This is a genomic window from Streptomyces kronopolitis (assembly GCF_050953795.1).
GTDB lineage: Bacteria > Actinomycetota > Actinomycetes > Streptomycetales > Streptomycetaceae > Streptomyces > Streptomyces kronopolitis_A.
Map to the genome: position 1 here is coordinate 4197407 of NZ_CP191850.1, position 23998 is coordinate 4221404.

Below are 23998 nucleotides of genomic sequence, written 5' to 3' on the forward strand. Positions count from 1 at the left end.
ACAGGGCTCAGATGTCGAGGAAGCGGACGTCCTTGGCGTTGCGCTGGATGAACGAGCGGCGTGCCTCGACGTCCTCACCCATCAGCACCGAGAACAGGTCGTCCGCGCGGGCCGCGTCGTCCAGCGAGACCTGGCCGAGGACACGGTGGTCGGTGTCCATGGTCGTGATCCGCAGCTCCTCGGCGTTCATCTCACCGAGACCCTTGAAGCGCTGGACCGAGTCGTCCTTGATGCGCTTGCCGCTCCGCTTGCCGAGCTCGATCAGCGCGTCCCGCTCCGGGTCGGAGTAGGCGTACTCGAAGTCGTCCCGGCCCCACTTGATCTTGTAGAGCGGCGGGCGGGAGAGGTAGACGTGCCCGGCCTCGACCAGCGGCCGCATGAAGCGGAAGAGGAAGGTGAGCAGCAGGGTGTTGATGTGCTGACCGTCGACGTCGGCGTCCGCCATCAGGATGATCTTGTGATAGCGGAGCTTCGCGATGTCGAAGTCCTCGTGGACCCCGGTGCCGAAGGCCGAGATCAGCGCCTGGACCTCGTTGTTCTGCAGGATCTTGTCGACCCTGGCCTTCTCGACGTTGAGGATCTTGCCCCGGATCGGCAGGATCGCCTGGTACTCCGGGTTGCGGCCGGACTTGGCCGAGCCGCCGGCGGAGTCACCCTCGACGATGAAGATCTCGCACTTGGTCGGGTCGTTGGACTGGCAGTCGCTCAGCTTGCCCGGCAGCGACGCCGTCTCCAGCAGCCCCTTGCGGCGGGTCAGATCGCGCGCCTTGCGGGCCGCGACCCGGGCCGTCGCCGCCTGGATGCCCTTGCGGATGATGTCCGCGGCCTCGTTGGGGTTGCGGTCCAGCCAGTCCGTGAGGTGCTCGTGCACGACCTTCTGCACGAAGGTCTTCGCCTCGGTGTTGCCCAGCTTCGTCTTGGTCTGGCCCTCGAACTGCGGCTCGCCGAGCTTGACCGAGATGATCGCCGTCAGACCCTCGCGGATGTCCTCGCCCGTGAGGTTGTCGTCCTTCTCGCGCAGCAGCTTCTTGTCGCGCGCGTAACGGTTGATCAGACCCGTCAGCGCCGCCCGGAAGCCCTCTTCGTGCGTGCCGCCCTCATGGGTGTGGATGGTGTTCGCGAAGCTGTAGACACCCTCGCTGTACTGGGTGTTCCACTGCATCGCGATCTCGACCGAGAGCAGCCGCTCCTTGTCCTCGGCCTCCACGTCGATGACCGTGGGGTGTACCAGCTCGCCCTTGCGGGAGTTCAGGTACGTCACGAAGTCGACGATGCCGCCCTCGTAGAAGTAGCGGACCGAGAGGGGCTTGCCCTCCTCGTCCACGTGGTCCGGGCGCTCGTCCGTCAGCGCGATCGTCAGACCCTTGTTGAGGAACGCCATCTCCTGGAAGCGCCGGGAGAGCGTCTCGAAGCTGTACTCGGTGGTCTCGAAGATGTCGCCGTCGGCCCAGAACGTGACCGAGGTGCCGGACTCCTGGGTGGCCTCGTGCTGGGCCAGCGGCGCGGTCGGCACACCGAGCTTGTACTCCTGCGTCCAGCGGTGGCCGTCCGTGCGGACCTCGACCGCCACCCGCTGCGAGAGCGCGTTCACGACGGAGACACCCACGCCGTGCAGACCACCGGAGACCGCGTAGCCGCCGCCGCCGAACTTGCCGCCCGCGTGCAGCACGGTCATCACGACCTCGACGGCCGGCTTGTTCTCCGAGGGCACGATGCCGACCGGGATGCCACGGCCGTTGTCGACGACGCGGACGCCGCCGTCGGGGAGGATCGTCACGTCGATCGTGTCGGCGTGGCCGGCCATCGCCTCGTCGACGGAGTTGTCGACGACCTCTTGCACGAGGTGGTGCAGGCCCCGCTCGCCCGTCGAGCCGATGTACATGCCGGGGCGCTTGCGGACCGCGTCCAGGCCTTCGAGGACGGTGATCGCACTGGCGTCGTACGACTTCTCCACCGAGGAGTCGCCCAGGACGCCGGCAGGAACCCCCTCTTCTGTGGAAGCCGTGATGTTCTCGTTGAGGTCGCCGGAGTCGGCCACGAAGCGCCCTTTCTGGCACAGCACGAGCCCTTCCACACCTGTGGGGATCACCCCTGGGAAGACAGGCGGGAGCGGCTGCGTCGTTCGACATGTTCCGCGAGTGGGCGGGATTGCCATCAGTCTACCGGTAGCGCTGACACTCATGGGGGTTTGCAGCCACCTGAGTCGTCATGTGCCGCCCTGAACTGGCGTCCGCCGACTCCCCATATCCGAGAAGGGGCCCCAAGGCGCTCACACGGGCACTCAGCGCTTCCGGCTGTCAACCGGCGGCTACCGTGAGCGGAGTCTCACCCGCCTCACCCGTATACGGGGGTCCTACGCGCGTCACCCCGGCGCCGCGCGGCTCAGCCGTAGGTGTCGCCGGGGCCCTTGCTTCCGGGTGCGCGCAGCGCTCCGTACCGCCGGGCGGGACCGCCCGGACCCAGCACCTTGATCACCTTCACGGTGCCGTGGCCCAGGTCCTCGTTGAGGCGGGCCACCAGCGTCGGGGCAAGTAGCCGCAGCTGCGTCGCCCACGCCGTCGAATCGCACTGCACCGTCAGCACCCGGGCGTCCTCGTCGTACTTCTGCGGCTCGCAGTGCTGCGCCACCTCGGGCCCCACCAGCTGCGGCCAGCGCCCCATCACCCCGCCGACCGCGGCCGGGGTTTCCCAGCCGCGCTCCGTGATCAGCCGGTTGATCGCCGCACCGAGCGGCAGCGGGTCGCGGCCGTCCGCCCGCGCGCCCGACCGCAGGCCTCCGCGCCGGGCCTGCTTCTTCTGCTGGGCGGCCGCGCCCCGCGCCCGCGCCTGCTCCTTGGCGGCCACCAGCGCCTGGCGGGCCAGGTCCACCCCGGAGAGCTCCGGTTCCTTGGGCCGCTCGGGCTGCGGGTCGCTCACGGGATCACCTTCTCCACGGCGCCGCCGGACACCTCGAAGCGCGCCCCGGACAGCACCGCGGGAACGTCCTCGGCCACCGCCGCCGTCACCAGGACCTGCTCGCCCGGCGCCACCAGCTCCGCCAGCCGCTCGCGGCGCCGCGCGTCCAGCTCGGCGAAGACGTCGTCGAGGACCAGGACCGGCTCGCCCGCCCGTCGCCCGCCCTCGTCCGGGGCGCCCGCCGGACCGCTCATCGGGCTCTCCGCGCGCAGCAGGTCGTACGAGGCCAGCCGCAGCGCCAGGGCGTACGACCAGGACTCGCCGTGGCTGGCGTAGCCCTTCGCCGGGAGCTGGCCCAGCTTGAGCACCAGGTCGTCGCGGTGCGGGCCGACCAGCGTCACCCCGCGCTCGATCTCCTGCTTACGGGCCTCGCCGAGCGCGGCCAGCAGCACGCCGTACAGCTCCTCGCGGTTCGTGGCGGCGGCCATCGCCTCGCCCGCGGACCCGCGGTACTCCAGCGCCAGCGGACCGCCGCCCGGCGCCAGCTGCTGATAGGCCTTGTCCGCCAGCGGCTGCAGCGCCGCGATCAGGTCGAGCCGCTGGGCGAGCAGCTCGGCGCCGGCCCGCGCCAGATGCTGGTCCCAGATGTCCAGCGTCGACAGATCCATCTGCCGACCGCCGTGCCGCCGCGCCAGCGCGGCGGTCTTCAGCAGGGTGTTGCGCTGTTTGAGGACGCGGTCGTAGTCCGCCCGCACCCCGCCCATCCGCGGCGAACGGGCCGTGATCAGCTCGTCCAGGAAGCGCCGCCGCTCTCCCGGGTCGCCCTTGACCAGCGCCAGATCCTCCGGCGCGAACAGCACCGAGCGCACGATCCCCAGCACGTCCCGCGGCTTGGACTGCGAGGACCGGTTGATCCTGGCGCGGTTCGCCTTGCCGGGATTGAGCTCCAGTTCGATCAGCTGCTGCCGCTCGCCCTGGACGACCGCGGCCCGGACGATCGCCCGCTCGGCGCCCATCCGTACCAGCGGCGCGTCCGAGGAGACCCGGTGGCTGCCGAGCGTGGCGAGATAGCCGACCGCTTCGACCAGATTGGTCTTGCCCTGTCCGTTGGGCCCCACGAACGCCGTGACGCCCGGTTCGAGGGGAACCTCGACCCGGGCGTACGAGCGGAAGTCGGCGAGGGACAGATGCGTGACATGCATGACGGCGCCGACCTCCCCCGGCTTTTTCTGCGGTGACTGCTGTTCGGTACTGCTGCGGGCTACTTCTTGCTCTCGACCGCGTGGCCACCGAACTGGTTGCGCAGCGCGGCGATCATCTTCATCTGCGGGGAGTCGTCCTGACGGGACGCGAAGCGGGCGAAGAGCGAGGCCGTGATCGCGGGCAGCGGCACGGCGTTGTCGATCGCGGCCTCGACCGTCCAGCGGCCCTCACCGGAGTCGGCGGCGAAGCCGCGCAGCTTCTCGAGGTGCTCGTCGTCGTCGAGGGCGTTGACGGCCAGGTCGAGCAGCCAGGAGCGGATGACCGTGCCCTCCTGCCAGGAGCGGAAGATCTCGCGCACGTCCGTGACGGAGTCGACCTTCTCCAGCAGCTCCCAGCCCTCGGCGAAGGCCTGCATCATCGCGTACTCGATGCCGTTGTGGACCATCTTGGCGAAGTGGCCGGCGCCGACCTTGCCGGCGTGCACCGAGCCGAACTCACCCTCGGGCTTGAGGGCGTCGAAGATCGGCTGCACCTTGGCGACATCGTCCTTCTCGCCGCCGTACATCAGCGCATAGCCGTTCTCCAGGCCCCAGACGCCGCCGGAGACGCCGCAGTCGACGAAGCCGATGCCCTTGGCCTTCAGCTCCTCGGCGTGCTTCTCGTCGTCGGTCCAGCGGGAGTTGCCGCCGTCGACGACGATGTCGCCCGGCGACAGCAGCTCGGCCAGCTCGTCGACCGTGGACTGGGTGGCGGCACCGGCCGGCACCATGACCCAGACGACCCGCGGGCCCTTGAGCTTGTCCACGAGCCCCTGGAGGCTGTTGACATCCGCCACGTCCGGGTTGCGGTCGTATCCGATGACGGTGTGGCCGGCGCGGCGAATGCGCTCGCGCATGTTGCCGCCCATCTTGCCGAGACCGACGAGACCGAGCTCCATCAGAGACCCTCTTTGCACGTAGTCGTTGCTGTCGTACCCGAGTCCGAGCCTACGCCCGTAGGTCCGTGCACACCTGTGGGCTCAGCCGCTCATCAGGGGCCCGTCAGCCGGTCGCCGCACAGGGCGGGGCCAGGGCACCGCGACCCACGGCGAATACGCGCCGCGGGTCGCACGGACGGCCGTCAGCCCGACAGCCGCACCGGCATGATCAGGTACTTGTACGCGTCGTCCGCCTCGGCGTCCTTCGCCGGCCGGCCGCTCAGCAGCGCGGGCTTGGTCGAGGTCGTGAAGGACAGCTGCGCCACCGGGGAGTCGATGGCCGACAGGCCCTCCAGCAGGAAGCCGGGGTTGAAGGCGATCGAGATGTCGTCGCCGTCCAGATCGGCGTCGACCCTCTCCACAGCCTGTGCGTCGTCGCTGGAGCCGGCCTCCAGGATCAGCACACCCTGCTCGAAGCTCAGCCGGACCGGGGTGTTCCGCTCGGCCACCAGCGCCACACGCTTGACGGCCTCGACGAACGGGGCGGTCTCGATCACGGCGACGGAGTTGAACTCGGTCGGGAAGAGCGTGCGGTACTTCGGCAGGTCGCCTTCGAGCAGACGCGTCGTCGTCCGGCGCCCGGCGCCCTCGAAACCGATCAGCCCCTCGCCCTGGCCGGAGCCGGAGAGCGCGAGCGTGACGGTGTCGCCGCTGCTCAGGGACTTGGCGGTGTCCAGCAGGGTCTTGGCGGGGACCAGCGCGACCGCGGAGGCGTCCGGGCTCTCCGGCTTCCAGAGGAACTCGCGCACCGCGAAGCGGTAGCGGTCGGTGGAGGCCAGGGTGACGGTGTCGCCCTCGATCTCGATCCGGACGCCGGTGAGCACCGGGAGGGTGTCGTCACGGCCGGCGGCGATGGCGACCTGGGCGGCGGCCGCGGCGAAGACCTCACCGGGGACGGTGCCGGTGGCGGTGGGCATGGCCGGCAGGGCCGGGTACTCCTCCACAGGAAGGGTGTGGAGGGTGAACCGCGAGGAGCCGCAGACGACGGTCACCCGTACACCGTCGGTGGAAATCTCCACCGGGCGGTTGGGCAAGGCGCGGCAGATGTCGGCGAGCAGCCGGCCGGAGACGAGGACCGTGCCCTCCTCCTCCACCTCCGCGTCCACCGAGACCCGCGCGGAGACCTCGTAGTCGAAGCCGGAGAGGCTCAGCGCGCCTTCCTCCGCCTTCAGCAGCAGGCCCGCGAGGACGGGCACCGGCGGACGGGCCGGGAGGCTCTTGGCCGCCCAGGCCACTGCCTCCGCGAGTACATCGCGCTCCACCCGGATCTTCACCGGAACCGCCTCCTGCTGTTGCTGGCTCTCGCCCTGCTGGCCTTCGTCGTCGGCTGAGTTGCCGGAGACCAGTCTGACGCACGCCACCGACAGTCGGTGCGGCTCGGGGTCAAGTCGGATCGACCGGTGTCGGACGCCCGGCGGCCAACTTGTGCACAGGCCCCGTTTCCGAACGAGTTCCCCGGTAGATATCCGTGGTCGTAGTAGTAGGGCCTGTGGAAACCGTGGACAACTGCCTTTACGCAGGTCAGCACGGATTTTTTGTCCACTGCTCCTGTGGGCGGCGGCCGTGGAAAAGCCGGCGTAGCTGTGGACCACGAGAAGTTCTGCACACCCGATGCACAGGGGAAGGCCACTTCTCCCCAGTGCCGTCCCCAGCTTTACCCCGGTTCCCCACAGCCCAACCGGCCAACTTGGTGTGACGGCTTTCACTCGGCCCGGTGAGAGCGGGTGTTGCGTTGCCGAACAGTGGACAGGGGTGTGGAGAAGCTGGGGACAACAGCCGCTTGCCTGTGGGCGGCCGGTGGACAAGATCGTGTCTCCCCTGTGGACGAAATCTCCGTCCACACCCTGTGGAAGACGGTTGGCCACAAATCCACACCCGGCTGACCTCCTCCGATGCCCCGTCAGCTCATCGCCCTGTGGATCCCACAGGGATAACTTTCCCCTCCCCAGGATGTGGAAGGAAAATTGTTGCCCAATCTGTGGAGGGAGGCCGTGACCCGGCCCGGAATCGAACACGGCCGGCCCGCTCCACAGGTTTGGGACGGCCCCGGAGCGCACCGATCCGCGGCGTGAACACCTCCGAAGCAGCCCGGAAGCACCCTCTGAGCCGGCTCGGGCCGGCGCGGGACGTGCGCGGAGCGGGGCGCCGAGAGCACCGGCGCGCGGGACGGGAAAGCCGCGCGCGAGGCCGGAGCGCCGGGAACGGCCGGAGGCCAAGCCACCCTCCCCCTCTCCTATCTCCTCCTGCCCGCTCCTTCCTCTCCCCGTACGGCCTTCTCCCCGTACGACGAAGGGCGCTCCGGGAGCGGGTCCCGGAGCGCCCTGGGCGTCCGTGGTGGCCGGTGCGGCGCCGTGGCGTCGTGGCGCCGGCCTCAGCCGTTCTTGATGCGGTTGGTCAGCTCGGTGACCTGGTTGTAGATCGAGCGCCGCTCGGCCATCAGCGCGCGGATCTTCCGGTCGGCGTGCATCACGGTCGTGTGGTCCCGGCCGCCGAACTGCGCGCCGATCTTCGGCAGCGAGAGATCGGTCAGCTCACGGCACAGATACATGGCGATCTGCCGGGCGGTCACCAGCACCCGGCTGCGCGAGGAGCCGCACAGATCGTCGATGGTCAGCCCGAAGTAGTCGGCCGTCGAGGCCATGATCGCCGTCGCGGTGATCTCCGGCGCGGCGTCCTCGCCCCCGGGGATCAGATCCTTCAGCACGATCTCGGTCAGCCCCAGGTCCACCGGCTGCCGGTTGAGCGAGGCGAACGCGGTGACCCGGATCAGCGCGCCCTCCAGCTCGCGGATGTTGCGCGAGATCCGGGACGCGATGAACTCCAGCACCTCCGGCGGAGCGTTCAGCTGCTCCTGCACCGCCTTCTTGCGCAGGATCGCGATCCGGGTCTCCAGCTCGGGCGGCTGGACGTCGGTGATCAGGCCCCACTCGAAGCGGTTGCGCAGCCGGTCCTCCAGGGTGACCAGCTGCTTGGGCGGCCGGTCACTGGAGAGCACGATCTGCTTGTTCGCGTTGTGCAGCGTATTGAAGGTGTGGAAGAACTCCTCCTGCGTCGACTCCTTGCTCGCCAGGAACTGGATGTCGTCGACCAGCAGGATGTCCATGTCGCGGTAGCGCTTGCGGAACGCGTCCGCCTTGCCGTCGCGGATGGAGTTGATGAACTCGTTGGTGAACTCCTCCGAGCTCACGTACCGCACCCGGGTGCCCGGATACAGGCTCCGTGCGTAGTGCCCGATCGCATGCAGCAGGTGGGTCTTGCCGAGGCCCGATTCCCCGTAGATGAACAGGGGGTTGTAGGCCTTGGCCGGCGCCTCGGCGACGGCGACCGCGGCGGCGTGCGCGAAGCGGTTCGAGGCACCGATGACGAAGGTGTCGAAGAGGTACTTGGGGTTCAGCCGCGCGGTCGGCTCACCGGGGCCGGTCGCCGGCGCGGGCTGGGCCGCGAGCGGGCTGGGCGCGCCGCTGGGCGCCGGCAGCACGGCGCCGGGACCGGAGCCGGGGATGCCCGGGCGGCCCCCGTGCCCGCCGGGCTGGTGCTCGGACAGATCACGGCGCGGCGGGTCGTAACGGGAGCGGTGGCCGTCGGAGTGCTGCGGCGGCCCGCTGCGGTCGGACGTCTGCCCGCGGTAGTCGTTCTGCCGCTGCTGGTGCTGCGAGACGTGGGACGACGGGGAGGCGTACGGGTCGCGGTCGGGGAAGCCGCCGGAGTGCTGCTGCCAGCCGTAGTCGTCGCGCGGCCCGGGACCGCCGGCCATGGGGGAGTGCTGCGGCCAGCCGCCCGGCTCGTGCCGGGGCTGCTGGTAGTCCGGATAGGCGGGCCGGACGTCCGGCAGGTCGTCGTTCTGGTGCCCGTAGCCCTGCCGGCTGTCGTGGCGGGTCTCGTAACCGTCGTACTGCTCGTGCTGCTGCGGCTGACGTGTCTGCTGGTGCGACTGCTGAGAATGCGGGGCCTGCTGCTGCGACTGGTGCTGCTGGTGTGCAGGGGGTGCGGGCGGTGTCGCGGGCTCCTCGGAGGAGTCGTCCACGGTGATCGCGATCCGGATCGGGCGGCCGCACTCGTGGCTGAGGGCCTCGCCGATCAGTGGCGCCAGCCGGCCCTCGAGCACGGTCTTGGCGAACTCATTGGGCACAGCGAGCAGTGCGGTGTCCGCGACCAGCGCCAGCGGCTGGGTGCGCCTGAGCCAGTCCTGGTCCTTGGGCTTGAGGCCGTCGGCCTCCGCACGAAGGAGATGATCGAGCACGCGGGGCCACACTGCGGCAAGATCGGCAGGCACATCAGCCACAGGGCACGCTCTCTCACAGTCCCACGAATGTGTGATTCTCAGGACGGGCGGGAAGGAATCGGAGTTCAGCCACGGTAGTCAGGGCGGGCCTGGGGATTCAAGTTGTTGTCCACAGGCTGTGCATAGTGTGTCCCGGCGTGGGGCCGGAACGGGCTGCCGAGGAGCCGGTTTGACCGGATGGCGTAGCCGCGCGTACCGTGACCAGGTCGAGTTGTCGATGGCTGCTGCCGCCTGCCTCCGATGGGCAAAGATCACGCTCGAGTGATCGTGTAGCGGTGCACTTAGGCGTTGCGAGCTACTCGTGGGCGCACGGTGACAGCCAGTCGACGCCCCACATCTGTCTCTCCTTGAGACAACAAGCATTCCTGGAGCCCCCGAGTGAGCAAGCGCACCTTCCAGCCGAACAACCGCCGCCGCGCGAAGACCCACGGCTTCCGTCTGCGCATGCGGACCCGTGCCGGCCGCGCGATTCTCGCGTCCCGCCGTGGCAAGGGTCGCGCCCGCCTGTCTGCCTGAGCAGCCGGAAAACTAGGTCCATGACGTGCTGCCTACCGAGTATCGGCTGAGGCGGCGCGAGGACTTTGCGACCGCGGTACGCCGGGGACGCAGGGCCGGGCGCCCGCTCCTTGTCGTTCATTTTCGAAGCGGTGCAACGGACCCGCACGGGTCGGGGGAAAGTGTTCCCCCGGCACGTGCGGGTTTCGTCGTGAGCAAGGCAGTGGGTATCGCTGTCGTGCGCAGCAAGGTCAAGCGCAGACTCCGTCATCTCGTGCGCGATCGGCTGGACCGGCTGCCCGCCGGTAGCCTGGTTGTCGTACGGGCCCTGCCCGGCGCGGGTGACGCGGATCACGATCAGCTGGCCCGCGACCTGGACGCCGCCTTCGAGCGGCTGCTGGGAGGGGTGCCGAGAGGCCGCCATCCCTCGGCGGCTGCGACCGACAGCAGCTGCCCCGCGGGCCCCCGGAGCTCCGGACGGGACCCGGGAGGGAGCGCACAGTGAAGTACCCGCTGCTGCTTTTGATCAAGATCTATCAGTGGACCATCAGCCCCCTGCTGGGACCGGTCTGCAAGTACTACCCGTCGTGCTCGCACTATGGCTATACGGCCATCGACCGGCACGGCGCGGTGAAAGGGACTGCGCTGACAGCCTGGCGCATCCTGCGTTGCAATCCGTGGTCGCTCGGGGGCGTCGACCACGTCCCTCCCCGGAAGCGTCCGGTTTGGCATCAGCGGCTGAGGAGCCGCCTGGGCGGGCCCACCGTCCCTGAGCCTGTCGCCCAGCCCGAGACTCAGCCCAACGTCCAAGGAGCCTGATTCGTGGACACGATCCTCAGTCCCCTCTATATCGCTGTTTCCTGGATCATCGTCCAGTTCCACTCGTTCTACAGCCTCATCTTTGACAAGGACAGTGGCGCGGCGTGGGGTCTGTCCATCGTCTCGCTGGTGGTGCTGATCCGTATCTGCCTGATCCCGCTCTTCGTGAAGCAGATCAAGTCGACGCGGAACATGCAGGCGCTTCAGCCGAAGATGAAGGCGATCCAGGAGCGCTACAAGAGCGACAAGCAGCGCCAGTCCGAAGAGATGATGAAGCTCTACAAGGAGACGGGCACCAACCCGCTCTCGAGCTGTCTCCCGATTCTGGCCCAGTCACCGTTCTTCATCTCGCTGTACCAGGTTCTGAGCCACATCGCGCAGAACAAGACGGTCGGCGTCATCGACGTCCCGCTGCTGGAGAGCGCGCAGCGGGCGCACATCTTCGGTGCGCCGCTGGCGGCGAAGTTCATGGACAGCGCGGCGAAGATCCAGAGCCTCGGCGCTTCGGTGATCGACGTCCGCGTGGTCACGATCATCATGATCGTCCTGATGTCGGCGTCGCAGTTCTACACGCAGCGCCAGCTGATGACCAAGAACGTCGACCTCACGGTGAAGACGCCGTTCATGCAGCAGCAGAAGATGCTGATGTACGTCTTCCCCATCATGTTCGCCGTCTTCGGCATCAACTTCCCCGTCGGTGTTCTCGTCTACTGGCTGACCACCAACGTGTGGACCATGGGCCAGCAGATGTTCGTCATCCGTCGTAACCCGACCCCGGGCAGCAAGGCCTTCGCGGAGCGCCAGGAGCGGCTGCGGGCCCAGGGAAAGGTCGTCGAGGACCCGGCCGTGGTCGAGGCGAAGCACGCCGCCGAGGAGGCGCGCCAGAACCGCCAGCAGCCCAAGCGCCAGACGAAGGCCAAGCGGCAGACCGGCGGCGCTCCCGCCGGCGGTGCCCAGAACCGCACGCGTGCCGCGTCTTCGGCGCATGACGCGGACGCCGGCACGGCGGAATCCGGCCAGGGTGCCGGGAAGAAGCAGTCGCTGGACAAGAAGGACGCGCAGGGCGGCAAGGAGAAGGGCGGCGCCTCCGGGTCCCGCACCACCAAGTCCGGGCAGCGCAAGGGCCAGCAGCCCAAGCACCCGTCGAAGAAGTAGAAGGAGTCCCTTTCGTGACGGACACGACCCCTGCCGCCGAGGGCACCGACACCCTGAGCCGCCTGGAGCAGGAAGGCGAGATCGCGGCCGACTACCTCGAGGGTCTGCTGGACATCGCCGACCTCGACGGCGACATCGACATGGATGTCGAGGCCGACCGCGCCGCCGTGTCGATCATCAGCGATTCGACCAGCCGCGACCTGCAGAAGCTGGTGGGCCGCGACGGCGAGGTGCTGGAGGCGCTGCAGGAGCTGACCCGGCTGGCCGTCCACCGCGAGACCGGTGACCGCAGCCGTCTGATGCTGGACATCGCCGGCTTCCGGGCGCGCAAGCGCGAGGAGCTCGCGGAGATCGGTGCGAAGGCGGCCGAGGAGGCCAAGGGCACCGGCGAGCCGGTGAAGCTCGACCCGATGACTCCCTTCGAGCGCAAGGTCGTTCATGACGCGGTGGCCGCCGCCGGGCTCCGGAGCGAGTCCGAGGGCGAGGAGCCGCAGCGCCGAGTGGTAGTGCTCCCGGCCTGACCGCCCAGCGCTCCCGTTTCTCTTGGCCCCGTCTGTTCGCAGGCGGGGCCAAAAGTTGTCAGCGTTCTGTGTTATCCCGGGTGCCTGACCCGGATACCCGGCAGGAAAAGCAGTCCAGAGAAAGGGCGGTTCCCCGTGACGGAGGCAGCAGCGGAGCTCCCTCCCGCGCCGAAGGCGGCGGAGGAGGTTTTCGGCGAGCACTATGCGGAGGCCGTGCGGTACGGCGAACTGCTCGCCGACGCCGGCGTGACGCGAGGGCTCATCGGCCCGCGCGAGGTTCCGCGCCTGTGGGAGCGGCACCTGTTGAACTGCGCCGTGCTCTCCGAGGTGGTGCCCGAGGGCGTCTCGGTCTGTGACGTGGGTTCGGGAGCGGGGCTGCCCGGTATCCCGCTCGCCCTGGTGCGCCCGGACCTGAAGATCACGCTCCTGGAGCCCCTGCTGCGGCGTACGAACTTCCTCCAGGAGGTCGTCGAGCTGCTGGGGCTGGACCATGTCACCGTGGTGCGGGGCCGGGCCGAAGAGGTCATGGGCAAGCTTCCGCAGGTGCATGTGGTGACGGCGCGCGCGGTGGCTCCGCTCGACCGGCTGGCCGGCTGGGGCGTTCCCCTGCTGCGTCCCTACGGCGAGATGCTGGCGCTCAAGGGTGATGCCGCGGAGGAGGAGCTCAAGGGTGCCCGGGCGGCGCTGAGTAAGCTCGGCGTGGTGGAGACCTCGGTGGTGCATGTGGGCGAGGGGATCGTGGATCCTCCCTCCACCGTCGTACGGGTCGAGGTCGGCGAGAGCCCGGGCGGAGTGCGCTTCGCGGCCAAGCGGGCGAAGGCGGCCCGAGTGAACCGGGTGTCCAGGGGACGCCGACGCTGATGCCGAAGTGAGGCGGGTCGGCACGTAGGAAGACGCGGAATGCGCTGATCCGTGCATCGGGATCGGCGAATTCCGCAAATGCCACCAAAACGACATAAGGCGGAGTGTCGCGGCTCATTCAGTCGCGACGCTGGCATCGTGTTTCACGTGAAACGTCGTTCTCTGCTGCAAGGCATCATCGGCCGTGGTCGTGCGGCCGCCGCGCCGCGCGACCACCGGCCCACAAGGGTCAGGGAAGTATCCACAGACGTGGGTTCGTCCACAGGAGAGCGGACCTCACTGGTTCACGACACCGAAAGCATGGCAGGCTCTGAACATTGCGAGCCCTCTGTCGAGGAGAGTGAACCCTTGCGGTCCGACGCCAACATCGCGGGACCGATGACCGATCCGGTCCCCGGTCCCCGTAGCGAGTCGTTCGGGGACGACGTTTCACGTGAAACGCCGCCCCCGATGGACGACACCCCGATCGGTCGTGCAGCTCAGCTGGCGGTGGAGGCAATCGGCCGCGCGGGTGAGGGGCTGCCCCGGCCCGAACAGACTCGGGTCATGGTGGTGGCCAACCAGAAGGGCGGGGTCGGGAAGACCACGACCACGGTGAACCTGGCGGCCTCCTTGGCTCTGCACGGTGCACGGGTGCTGGTGATCGACCTCGACCCCCAGGGCAACGCGTCCACGGCGCTGGGGATCGACCATCACTCCGACGTTCCGTCGATCTATGACGTGCTGGTGGAGAGCAAGCCGCTCTCCGATGTGGTCCAGCCGGTCCTGGATGTCGAGGGCCTCTTCTGTGCGCCCGCCACGATCGATCTGGCCGGCGCGGAGATCGAGCTGGTCTCGCTGGTGGCTCGCGAAAGCCGGCTGGACCGGGCCATCAAGGCGTACGAACAGCCGCTGGACTACATCTTCATCGACTGTCCGCCCTCCCTCGGCCTGCTGACGGTGAACGCGCTGGTGGCCGGCGCCGAGGTGCTGATCCCGATTCAGTGCGAGTACTACGCCCTCGAGGGACTGGGCCAGCTGCTGCGGAACGTCGATCTGGTGCGGGGACATCTCAACCCCACGCTCCATGTCTCGACGATCCTGCTCACCATGTACGACGGGCGCACCCGGCTGGCTTCCCAGGTCGCCGATGAGGTGCGCAGTCACTTCGGTCGCGAGGTGCTCCGTACGAGCATTCCCCGGTCGGTGCGCATCTCGGAGGCACCCAGCTACGGGCAGACGGTGCTCACTTATGACCCGGGATCCAGTGGCTCGCTGTCCTACCTCGAAGCGGCCCGGGAGATCGCACTGCGTGGGGTCCCGCAGACCGGGGGCCAGGGCCTCAGCGTGAACTATGAAGCACAGCACAGCATCTCGGAGGGGACTCAGTGAGCGAACGACGTAGAGGCCTGGGCCGTGGGCTCGGTGCGCTGATCCCCGCAGCACCGCAGAGCACGGACCATGTCGGGACCGCAGGACAGGGCGCGACGTCACCGTCGTCCGTCCCCGTCCTTGCCCCGGAGCGAGGAGTGGCGGCGGCCAAGGTGACCGCGCTGCCGGCGCACGGTGTTTCACGTGAAACGGAAGTACCTGCCGGCCGGGAGAGCGCGGAGTCGGGTGTCGCGGAGGTGTCCGGTGCGCACTTCGCCGAGGTGCCGCTGGATGCAATCAAGCCCAACCCGCGCCAGCCGCGCGAGGTCTTCGACGAGGACGCCCTTGCAGAGCTGGTCACCTCCATCAAGGAGGTCGGACTGCTCCAGCCGGTGGTCGTCCGTCAGACGGGTCCGGGGCGCTATGAACTCATCATGGGCGAGCGCCGCTGGCGTGCGTGCCGTGAGGCCGGCCTGGAGAAGATTCCGGCGATCGTACGGGCCACCGACGATGAGAAGCTGCTGCTCGACGCGCTGCTGGAGAACCTCCACCGCGCCCAGCTGAACCCGCTGGAAGAGGCGGCCGCCTATGACCAGTTGCTGAAGGACTTCGCCTGCACGCATGACGAGCTGGCCGACCGGATCGGGCGTTCGCGTCCCCAGGTCTCCAACACACTGCGACTGCTGAAGCTCTCGCCGTCCGTACAGAAGCGGCTTGCCGCCGGAGTGCTCTCGGCCGGACATGCCCGCGCGCTGCTTTCCGTGGAGGACTCGGAAGAGCAGGACCATCTCGCGCGCCGCATCGTGGCCGAGGGACTCTCGGTCCGTTCGGTCGAAGAGATCGTCACGCTGATGGGGACGACGCCCAAGAACGCGAGCAAGACCAAGGGGCCGCGTGCCGGCGCCCGGGTGTCCCCCGCGCTCACGGGTCTTGCCTCCCGGCTGTCCGACCGGTTCGAGACCCGGGTGAAGGTCGATCTGGGGCAGAAGAAGGGCAAGATCGTCGTCGAGTTCGCCTCGATGGACGACCTGGAGCGCATCCTCGGCACCCTCGCCCCGGGTGAGGGCCGCGTCCTCGGCCAGGTGCTGGCCGAGGAGAGCGACGAAGAAGAGTGAGCTGACGCGTCGGCCCCGGGCGGGCCGTGTTCCGGGCCATACCGGAACACGGCCCGCCCTTTGCTCTCTTGCGGTACCCGCGCCCGTAAAGGGTGGTTACGATGCGTTCGGGTATGGCACGCATCCATGTGGAGACACCTCATACCGAGGAGAGGGCCATGCGATCGGTGAGCCGCACCGGACTGTTGGCCGCGGGGTTCAGCCTCGCAGCCGTCGGAGGATTCGTTGGAGGTCTGCTCAGGGAGCAGGCGGCACTGACGGTGCTGCGCGGTACGGCGGGCGAGGGAAGTGAGGACCTGGATTCATGGGCCGTCGGCTCGTACCGCTCACGCTGGACAACCTTCCGGATCTCCCCAAGCGCTGCCGCTCCTGTGTCTTCTGGGAGCTCGACCCCGTCAGCGGTGAGGCCGCGGTAAAGGCGGGTCGTCCCGAGCTGGAGAAGGAAGCCTGGATCTCGGCGGTGCTGCTGGAATGGGGCTCCTGCGGACGGGTGGTCTATGTCGACGAGGTGCCCGTGGGCTTCGTGATGTACGCCCCGCCGGCCTATGTGCCGCGCTCCACGGCCTTCCCCACCAGCCCGGTGTCGCCGGACGCGGTGCAGCTGCTGACGGCCTGGCTGATTCCCGGCTACCAGGACCAGGGGCTGGGGCGCGTGATGGTCCAGACGGTCGCCAAGGACCTCATCCAGCGCGGGTTCAAGGCCATCGAGGCCTTTGGCGATGCCCGTTGGAGCGAACCTGCGTGTGTGCTGCCTGCTGACCATCTCCTTGCGGTGGGCTTCAAGACCGTACGGCCCCACCCCCGCTTTCCCCGGCTGCGTCTGGAGCTGCGGACCACGATCTCGTGGAAGGAAGACGTCGAGCTGGCTCTCGACCGCCTGTTGGGGGCCGTGCAGAAGGAGCCCGCGCTGCGGCCGCTCTGAGCGTGGATGTTTCACGTGAAACAGAGAACGGGCCCTCCCCTCGTGGGGCGGGCCCGTTTCCCGTGAAACGTGACGAGGTGCCTCGTCAGGCGAGGTAGTCCTCCAGGTCGCGCACGATCGCGGCCTTCGGCTTGGCGCCGACGATGGTCTTCACGACCTCGCCGCCCTGGTAGACGTTCATCGTCGGGATCGACATGACGCCGTACTTGGCGGTGGTCGCCGGGTTCTCGTCGGTGTTCAGCTTGGCGATGACGATCTCGTCATGCTCGGCGGCAATGGCCTCCAGGGACGGGGCGATCTGGCGGCACGGACCGCACCAGGTGGCCCAGAAGTCCACGAGAACGGGCTTGTCGCTCTTGAGGACGACCTCTTCGAAGTTGTCGTCCGTGACGGTCACCGTGGCGCCGGCCATGGCAATCTCCTTACTGGGTGGGTGGTGGGAAAGCGGGGTGCGCGGGTCAGACGGACGCGGTCTTGTCCGGCTCGGCCGTCGCCTCGCCGTCCGACAGCGCGGCGAGGAACCGCTCGGCGTCGAGGGCGGCGGAGCAGCCGGTGCCGGCCGCGGTGATCGCCTGACGGTAGGTGTGGTCGACGACGTCGCCGGCGGCGAAGACACCGGTCTGGTTGGTGCGCGTGCTGGGCGCCTCGACCTTGAGGTAGCCGTCGTCGTCGAGCTTCAGCTGACCCTTGAACAGCTCGGTCCGCGGGTCATGGCCGATCGCGATGAACAGGCCGGTGACCGGGAGTTCGGAGGTCTCGCCGGTCTTGAGGTTGCGCAGCGTCAGGCCCGACAGCTTGCTCTCGCCGTGCAGCTCGGCGACCTCGCTGTCCCACACAAACTTGATCTTCGGGTCGGCGAAGGCGCGCTCCTGCATCGCCTTGCTGGCGCGCAGAGTGTCGCGACGGTGGACGACCGTCACCGACTTGGCGAAGCGGGAGAGGAACGTGGCCTCCTCCATCGCGGTGTCGCCGCCGCCGATCACGGCGATGTCCTGGTCCTTGAAGAAGAAGCCGTCGCACGTCGCGCACCAGGACACGCCGCGGCCGGACAGCTCGTCCTCTCGGGGCAGACCGAGCTTGCGGTGCTGGGAGCCGGTGGTGACGATCACGGTCTTCGCGCGGTGCACCGTTCCGGCGGAGTCGGTGACGGTCTTGATCTCGTCGGAGAGATCGACCGCGGTGACATCGTCCGGCACCAGCTCGGCGCCGAAGCGCTCGGCCTGGGCGCGCATGTTGTCCATCAGGTCCGGCCCCATGATGCCGTCGCGGAAGCCGGGGAAGTTCTCCACGTCGGTGGTGTTCATCAGCGCGCCTCCGGCGGTGACAGCACCTTCGAAGACCAGCGGCTTCAGGGACGCGCGGGCGGTGTAGAGCGCTGCGGTGTAGCCCGCGGGCCCGGAGCCGATGATGATCACGTTACGGACGTCGCTCACGGGTGTCTTCCTTGTCTCTGCCGACTGCTTGCTGGGGCTCTCGGAACCTCTCACCCCACCCAACGGATCCTACGGGGCGAGCATTCCCGGAGTGTCACAGCGCACGTCTCGTCGTTCAGTCTCGCTGGTACGAGTGCGTCAGCAGGACCTTCCCGGGAGCGGGCGGGGTGGCAGAGACGCATGAGGATGCGATGACATAGGCGGAGACGCGCTGCGGGTCACTCGGGTCCGGCAGCACCACGAGATAGGCATCCTTGCCCTGATAGCGGGTGTGGCTGGAGGCGAGCGGGGCTTCCGGGCGCCCGATGCCCTGGCGTACACACGACGGAACGGTGTCGGCGGTGCCGCGCAGCGGGCTGTCGGGGGTGCTGCGGGCGCCGACGTCCGGGGTCTTGTGCGAGCCCTTGGACGCGAGCAGCTGCTGGACGCGCGGGCCAAGGCTGGCGGCGGTCAGCTCGCCTGCGGCAGCGGTGCTCTTCTCGGTGCTCGCCCCCCGGTGCGGGGCACTTGCCTGCGTGCCGTCGTCAGCGGCGTTCTGGAGGAGCAGGCCACCAAAGCTCAGGACCGCCGCGGCCGCGGCGGTACCGAGCAGTATCCGGGGCCAGCGCCGCGCGCGGGACGAGCGGCCGCCCGGCGACTGTCGGCCGGGCCCGGAGGAGCCGCGGGGACGACCCGCGGGCCGGGTGGACGCGCCTCGGCCGGGCGGCTCGTCCTTGGTTTCACGTGAAACGGTGATCGGTGCGGTGACGGTTTCACGTGAAACCGTCACTCCGCCGGCGGGAGTGGTGGCGTCCAGCAGCGCCTCGGCCGCGAGGGCGGCATCGATGCGGCCGGCGATGTCGGCCGGCATCCGCGCCGGGCCGGGGAGTGTGCCGAGCAGTGCCCGGATCTCCTCCAGGGAGGCGTAGACGTCTTCGCACAGCGCGCAGGTATCGAGATGGTGGCGCAGCTCCGCGGTGCGCAGGGGGGACAGCAGTCCGTCCGTGAGCTCGGAGATCTCGGATACCTCTGGGTGGTCACCCGTGGGGTGCTCCCCCGTGCCGGTAGTCGATGTCACGCTCGCCCACCTCCGCCCTTCACGGCACCTTTGTCCTTCGGCCCTGCCGTCGGTGGGACGGATGTCCCCTGCGCCCGGTTCCTTCCCCCGCTCGCGGGTTTGCTACCCCCGTCGTCGGTGCGCAGATGGGTGACCAAAGGCAGCAGCCGAGCACGGCCCCGTGCACAGCGGCTCTTCACCGTTCCCGTCGGGATGTCGAGGATCGCCGCGGCCTCGGCCACGGGGTATCCCTGCATATCGACGAGGACCAGAGCGGCACGCTGTTCCTCGGGAAGGGTGCGCAGGGCGCCGAGCAGCTCGCGGTGCAGATCCTTGCGCTCGGCGGGTGCCGCGGCGGATTCCTCCGGTTCGAGAAGCTGCTCCAGCCGCTCGGTCTCGGCGACGGGCGAGGTGCGCCGGGAGGCGGTCTTACGGGCTCGGTCGAGACAGGCATTGACCGTGATGCGGTGCAGCCAGGTGGTGACGGCGGACTGGCCACGGAAGGTATGGGCCGCGCGATAGGCGGACACCAAGGCGTCCTGCACGGCGTCGGCGGCCTCTTCGCGGTCGCCCAGAGTGCGCAGCGCCACCGCCCAGAGCCGGTCGCGATGGCGCCGGACGATCTCCCCGAAGGCATCGGGATCGCCGTCGACATGGAGGCTGAGGAGGTCTTGATCGCTGCGGTCGTCCAGCGAGCTCATGAAAGGACCCCCTCCCTTTGGGACTGACGTGATCTCACCAAGATCGTTCCTCGGTCGCAAGGCCCGGCGCATAGCTTATGGCACTGCTTCTGCCCCGTCTGAGGCCATAAAGCGTGCCGGCGCCGAACCTCATGGGTTCGGCGCCGGTTTCTGCGCAGTCAGTGGATCGTCGGCCGCTTCTCCGGCTGATCAGCCGGAGACCTTCACCTCGGAGATCCCGCCGCGGAACCAGTCCGCTTCCCCGTCACTGGGCAGCTCGGTGATGTGGATCAGGAGGTACCGCGTCTTCACGGGCTTGTCCGGCTTCACCGTGAGCTTGTCCCCGGCCTTCGACGACTTCGAGAGCCGCTGGGAGAAGTCACTGAGCGAGGTCGGATTCGACGTGGAGGGGCCGGCGGCCAGAATCTCCGTGGTCTGCCCCGGGCGGTACATGCTGACCTGCACGCTGGATACGTCCTTGGCGCTGCCCAGGTCTATGACGATGCCGCTGCCGTCCTTGCGATTCGGCAGGTTCCCGAAGTTCGGCCACCCCTTGAACCGCTTGGTGACCCACGCGGTCGACGGGTCGCCATCGGCCGCGGCGGACGCCTTGTCCGGGGAGAAGGCCTCCCCCAGCGGAGAGAACTCCGTGGCGCCGGCGATCGACAGCGGCTTCGTGGGCTTCTTCTTGGAGCCCTGCTGTGGCTGGGAGTTCTGGGGCTTGTCCTGGTCGTTCTCCCGCTTCAGCAGCGTGTCCGCCAGCTGCCAGCTGCCCAGGCCCAGCGCCGCGATGAGCAGCGCGGAGACGGACCACTTCAGTGCCCGGCCGGTGCGGCTCTGCAGCGGCGGCGGAGGCGTGGCCACAGACTGCGCCTGGCGGGCGGTGGGGCCGCTGTGGGCCGACGCCTGGCGGTGACTGCCCTGCTGGTAGCCCGTGCGCTGGTAGGGCGGGGGCGTGGCGAACGCGGTCTCCGGGGGCCGGATGCGCGGCATGGCGGCGACGGCCGCGGCCAACTCCTCGGGAGTGGTGCACGGCGGCTCCTGGCGGGAGGCCGTGGCGCCGTCGTTGATCAGCGCGCGCATGGCGAGCTCGGACAGTCCGCGGTGCACGCCGGCCCGCACCTGGTCCGGCGCGATGAGCCCGACGCCCTTCGGCAGGCCGGTGAGGCCGTGGGCATCGTTCTCGTACGGCCAGCGCTGGGTCAGCGCGGCGTAGAGCAGCGCGCCGATCGCCTCGGTGTCCGTGCGCTGCGGGTGCTCGCAGGTGATGCCGCGCAGCGCCGCCATGACGGCCAGGCCGCGGATGCGGTACTGCCCGGACTCCGTGCGCAGCACCGAGCCGGGGGTGATCCGCAGATGGGACAGCCCCTCGCGGTGTGCGGCGGCCATGGCCTGGGAGACCTGGCTGACGAGCTGGTAGGCGTCGTGCGGCTCCAGCGGGCCGTTGGCCAGCACCGTGGTGAGTTCGGTGGCGTCCGGCAGCCATTCGTGGACGACGTAGACGAGGTCGTTCTCCTCGACGGCGTCCAGGACCTGCACGAACCGGGGGTCACCGAGCAGTGCCGAGGAGCGGGCGGCGGACAGTACCGGCCTGGCCCGTGGGTGCTCGGCGGGCAGGATGTGCACGCCGACGGCGCGGCGCAGCTTCTCGTCGACCGCGCGCCAGCTGCTGAATCCGTCCAGACGGGTGACGCACTCCTCGAGGCGATAGCGTCTGGCAAGCTTGTGGCCGCTGTGCAGTTCCGGTGGCTGGGCCTCGATCGCCTCGGCACGCTCCTCAGCGGTGCCTGCGGCGTCGTTCTCCCCGCCGGATACCTTCTCGGCCTTAGCACCGTCGTCCGTGGCCTTACCCGCCTTGGCGGTCAGCGGTTCTTCACCGCTCGTGTCAGCCACGTCGACGGCAGCCGTGCTCCGTTCCGCCACCGTCGTTCCTGCCTCCCCATCCGTTGCAGGCTCAATGAGCCAAGACAATTGTGCCCACAGTCCGCCACTATGCACGACACACGGTGGCAGTCGATGGTTGTGCTCCCTCAGCGCCCCAGCTTCGACCGGACCATGCCGACCAGGGCGTTCAGTTCCTCGATGCGCATTTTGCGTGCGGCGACGTAGAACACGGCCAGAAGCGCGGCAGCGCCGACGATCAGAGCGGACAGCGATCCGAGGACGTCGCTGCCCAGTGTCTGCATGATGCCGTAGACCGCCGCCCCGGAGATGATCGTGGCCGGAATGCTCGCTCCGGCCAGCCGCGCATAGGTCCGGACGACGTGCGCCGTGTCGAGATCGCCGTCCATGCGCTTGCCCAGACGCCGCCAGGCCACGCCCACGCCGATGATGTACGCCAGGCCGTAGGAGGCCGCCATGCCGACCACGGCCCAGCGGGCCGGCAGGACCAGGAAGCACAGGGCGGAGGCGGCGGCGTTGACCGCGGCGACGATCACCGTGTTGTAGAAGGGGGTGCGGGTGTCCTCGTACGCGTAGAAGGCGCGCAGGACGACGTACTGGACCGAGAACGGGATCAGCCCCACACCGAAGGCCATCAGCATGTAGCCCATCGGGATCCCGGCGCCGGACGAGCCGTAGACCAGCGTGCACAGTGGGATGCCGAGGGACAGGAAGCCGAACGAGATCGGGACGATGGCGACGGCGGAGGTGCGCAGGCCCTGCGACATGTCGTCGCGGACGGCTCCGGTGTCACCGTCGTGCGCGGAGCGTGCCAGACGCGGCAGCAGCGCCGCCATCACGGAGACGGTGATGATCGCCTGCGGCATGTTCCAGATCAGCTGCGCGCTGGCGTACGAGATGAAGCCGGTGCCCGGGTGGCCCTGGTCGTTGGCGGTGTTGCCGGCCCAGGTGGAGAGCTGGGTGACGACGAGCACGCCCGCCTGGTTGGCGAGCACGAACAGTACGGTCCACTTGGCGAGCTTGGCGGCCTTGCCCAGGCCGTGGCCGCGCCAGTCGAACCGCAGCCGGAGCTTGAAGTCGGCGTCGCGGAGGTACGGGATCATGGCCAGCGCCTGGACCACGAGCCCGAGGAGGGTGCCGATGCCCAGGAGCCGGATGCCCTGGTCGGGGATGGTGGTGACGCCGATGTGCGAGGTCTTCGCCGTGCCGTAGACCCAGATGAACAGGCCGAAGGTGGCGATCATGACGATGTTGTTGAGGACCGGGGTCCACATCATCGCGCCGAAGCGGCCGCGGGCGTTGAGGATCTGCCCCATGACCACGTGCAGACCCATGAAGAAGATCGTGGGTACGCAGTAGCGGGTGAACGCGACCGCGACCTCGTTGGCCGCCGGATCGCGGGAGATGTCGAAGGAGACCAGTTTCACCAGGAGCGGCGCGGCCACGACGGCCAGCACGGTCAGCACGCCGAGGACCACGACGACCAGCGTCAGCAGCCGGTTGGCGTAGGCTTCGCCGCCGTCGTCGTCCTCCTTCATGGCGCGCACCAGCTGCGGCACGAAGACGGAGTTCAGACCGCCGCCGATGGTCAGGATGAAGATCATGGTCGGGAGCTGGTAGGCGACCTGCCAGGAGTCACCGAGGACCGCGCCGCCGAGCGCCGCGACGATCAGCGCCGAGCGGACGAAGCCCGTCAGACGGGACACCATCGTGCCGGCGGCCATCACCGCGCTGGACTTGAGCAGGCCGGAGGCGCGGCCACCGGACTGCTTGCCGGCCGCCGCCACGGGGGCGGGCTCCGGTTCCGGCACGGGCTGGGGCGGTACGGCCTCCGGGCCCGCAGCCACGGGTGCTGCGGGGTGCTGGGACTCGTAGTGCTGCTGGTCCCGGTAGAGATGCGCGAAGGCATCCGGCTCGGGGTGGTCCTGGGCGGCCTGGGTCATCAGGTCGTCGACGCCCACGAACTGGGTGGTCGCGGCGGCATCGCCGTAGGGGAGATTGCGGGCGGGCCCCTGCGGATCCGAGGGCGGAGGGGTGGCCCAGCGCTGCTGATCGGGGGTGTGCCGGCCGGCGGCAGGCTGCGGGTAGAGCGGCTGCGTGGGCTGGTCCTGCGGCGGGTGCACGGCGCGGTCGTGGAACGCCTCGGCCACCGGGTCCTGTGCCGTCGGGTGCTGTGCGCGGTGTGGATCGTTGCGGTAGGCGTCCTGGACGTAGGGGTCCTGGTCCGCGGGCAACGGGGGCGTCGGAGGGACCGGCCCGTTGGGGTCGCCATTGGCGCCCCGGCCCCGGTCACCGTCGTACGGCGCATTCATCGCTGCCCCACCTCATCCGTCGCCGGCCATCCGGCCCCGCC

20 protein-coding genes and 1 pseudogene are annotated in these 23998 nt (G+C 69.1%); 9 read left to right on the forward strand and 12 right to left on the reverse strand.

The window, feature by feature from the left end:
* Window positions 1-7: 7 nt before the first annotated feature.
* The 6 genes from gyrB to dnaA form a co-directional block, all read right to left on the reverse strand.
* The gene (gene gyrB, locus ACQP17_RS18500) at window positions 8-2062 is read right to left on the reverse strand and encodes a DNA topoisomerase (ATP-hydrolyzing) subunit B (protein ID WP_433857272.1); all 2055 of its coding nucleotides are present in this window, start codon (window positions 2060-2062) and stop codon (window positions 8-10) included.
* A gap of 320 nt (window positions 2063-2382) precedes the next feature.
* A complete protein-coding gene (locus ACQP17_RS18505; protein ID WP_364873495.1) occupies window positions 2383-2916 on the reverse strand; it encodes a DUF721 domain-containing protein in 534 nt (177 codons plus the stop codon).
* Complete coding sequence (recF, locus tag ACQP17_RS18510) at window positions 2913-4097, reverse strand: DNA replication/repair protein RecF (protein ID WP_433857273.1); 1185 nt, start codon at window positions 4095-4097, stop codon at window positions 2913-2915. Before recF ends, ACQP17_RS18505 begins: the two co-directional genes overlap by 4 nt.
* Window positions 4098-4156: 59 nt before the next feature.
* Window positions 4157-5035: a phosphogluconate dehydrogenase (NAD(+)-dependent, decarboxylating) gene (gene gnd, locus ACQP17_RS18515; RefSeq protein WP_364873491.1), complete on the reverse strand. Its 879-nt coding sequence runs from the start codon at window positions 5033-5035 to the stop codon at window positions 4157-4159.
* Between the two features lie 182 nt (window positions 5036-5217).
* Window positions 5218-6348 (reverse strand): DNA polymerase III subunit beta, encoded by a 1131-nt coding sequence (gene dnaN / locus ACQP17_RS18520; RefSeq protein ID WP_189096877.1) that lies wholly within the window; start codon window positions 6346-6348, stop codon window positions 5218-5220.
* 1097 nt (window positions 6349-7445) lie between these two features.
* Window positions 7446-9356 (reverse strand): chromosomal replication initiator protein DnaA, encoded by a 1911-nt coding sequence (gene dnaA / locus ACQP17_RS18525; protein WP_433857274.1) that lies wholly within the window; start codon window positions 9354-9356, stop codon window positions 7446-7448.
* 378 nt (window positions 9357-9734) lie between these two features.
* Here dnaA and rpmH point away from each other — a divergent pair, with 378 nt between their 5' ends.
* From rpmH to ACQP17_RS18570, 9 genes and pseudogenes are all read left to right on the forward strand, one after another.
* Complete coding sequence (gene rpmH, locus ACQP17_RS18530) at window positions 9735-9872, forward strand: 50S ribosomal protein L34 (protein ID WP_003949374.1); 138 nt, start codon at window positions 9735-9737, stop codon at window positions 9870-9872.
* A 25-nt stretch (window positions 9873-9897) separates the two neighbouring features.
* Window positions 9898-10266: pseudogene (gene rnpA, locus ACQP17_RS18535) on the forward strand (ribonuclease P protein component); the annotation flags it as partial.
* A gap of 86 nt (window positions 10267-10352) precedes the next feature.
* Window positions 10353-10670: a membrane protein insertion efficiency factor YidD gene (gene yidD / locus ACQP17_RS18540; RefSeq protein ID WP_042150996.1), complete on the forward strand. Its 318-nt coding sequence runs from the start codon at window positions 10353-10355 to the stop codon at window positions 10668-10670.
* A 3-nt stretch (window positions 10671-10673) separates the two neighbouring features.
* The gene (yidC, locus tag ACQP17_RS18545; RefSeq protein ID WP_433857275.1) at window positions 10674-11825 is read left to right on the forward strand and encodes a membrane protein insertase YidC; all 1152 of its coding nucleotides are present in this window, start codon (window positions 10674-10676) and stop codon (window positions 11823-11825) included.
* Between the two features lie 14 nt (window positions 11826-11839).
* Window positions 11840-12346, forward strand: a complete 507-nt coding sequence (locus tag ACQP17_RS18550) for a protein jag (protein ID WP_249634332.1) — start codon at window positions 11840-11842, stop codon at window positions 12344-12346.
* Window positions 12347-12481: 135 nt separating this feature from the next.
* The gene (rsmG, locus tag ACQP17_RS18555; protein WP_189096738.1) at window positions 12482-13207 is read left to right on the forward strand and encodes a 16S rRNA (guanine(527)-N(7))-methyltransferase RsmG; all 726 of its coding nucleotides are present in this window, start codon (window positions 12482-12484) and stop codon (window positions 13205-13207) included.
* Window positions 13208-13507: 300 nt separating this feature from the next.
* A complete protein-coding gene (locus ACQP17_RS18560) occupies window positions 13508-14578 on the forward strand; it encodes an AAA family ATPase (protein WP_433857276.1) in 1071 nt (356 codons plus the stop codon).
* Complete coding sequence (locus tag ACQP17_RS18565; protein ID WP_433857277.1) at window positions 14575-15672, forward strand: ParB/RepB/Spo0J family partition protein; 1098 nt, start codon at window positions 14575-14577, stop codon at window positions 15670-15672. Before ACQP17_RS18560 ends, ACQP17_RS18565 begins: the two co-directional genes overlap by 4 nt.
* A gap of 304 nt (window positions 15673-15976) precedes the next feature.
* Window positions 15977-16594, forward strand: coding sequence for a GNAT family N-acetyltransferase (locus ACQP17_RS18570; protein WP_433857278.1), 618 nt, complete (start codon window positions 15977-15979; stop codon window positions 16592-16594).
* A gap of 85 nt (window positions 16595-16679) precedes the next feature.
* Here ACQP17_RS18570 and trxA read toward each other — a convergent pair whose 3' ends face one another.
* The 6 genes from trxA to murJ form a co-directional block, all read right to left on the reverse strand.
* Window positions 16680-17006: a thioredoxin gene (gene trxA, locus ACQP17_RS18575; RefSeq protein ID WP_364873472.1), complete on the reverse strand. Its 327-nt coding sequence runs from the start codon at window positions 17004-17006 to the stop codon at window positions 16680-16682.
* 46 nt (window positions 17007-17052) lie between these two features.
* On the reverse strand, window positions 17053-18027 hold the full coding sequence (trxB, locus tag ACQP17_RS18580; protein ID WP_364873470.1) for a thioredoxin-disulfide reductase: 975 nt from the start codon (window positions 18025-18027) through the stop codon (window positions 17053-17055).
* 115 nt (window positions 18028-18142) lie between these two features.
* A complete protein-coding gene (locus ACQP17_RS18585; protein WP_433857279.1) occupies window positions 18143-19084 on the reverse strand; it encodes a hypothetical protein in 942 nt (313 codons plus the stop codon).
* Window positions 19081-19764, reverse strand: coding sequence for an RNA polymerase sigma factor SigM (sigM, locus tag ACQP17_RS18590; protein ID WP_433857280.1), 684 nt, complete (start codon window positions 19762-19764; stop codon window positions 19081-19083). The genes ACQP17_RS18585 and sigM overlap by 4 nt, the downstream gene beginning before the upstream one ends.
* A gap of 189 nt (window positions 19765-19953) precedes the next feature.
* On the reverse strand, window positions 19954-21666 hold the full coding sequence (locus ACQP17_RS18595; RefSeq protein ID WP_433857281.1) for a serine/threonine protein kinase: 1713 nt from the start codon (window positions 21664-21666) through the stop codon (window positions 19954-19956).
* A 107-nt stretch (window positions 21667-21773) separates the two neighbouring features.
* Window positions 21774-23957, reverse strand: a complete 2184-nt coding sequence (murJ, locus tag ACQP17_RS18600) for a murein biosynthesis integral membrane protein MurJ (protein ID WP_433857282.1) — start codon at window positions 23955-23957, stop codon at window positions 21774-21776.
* Window positions 23958-23998 lie beyond the last annotated feature (41 nt).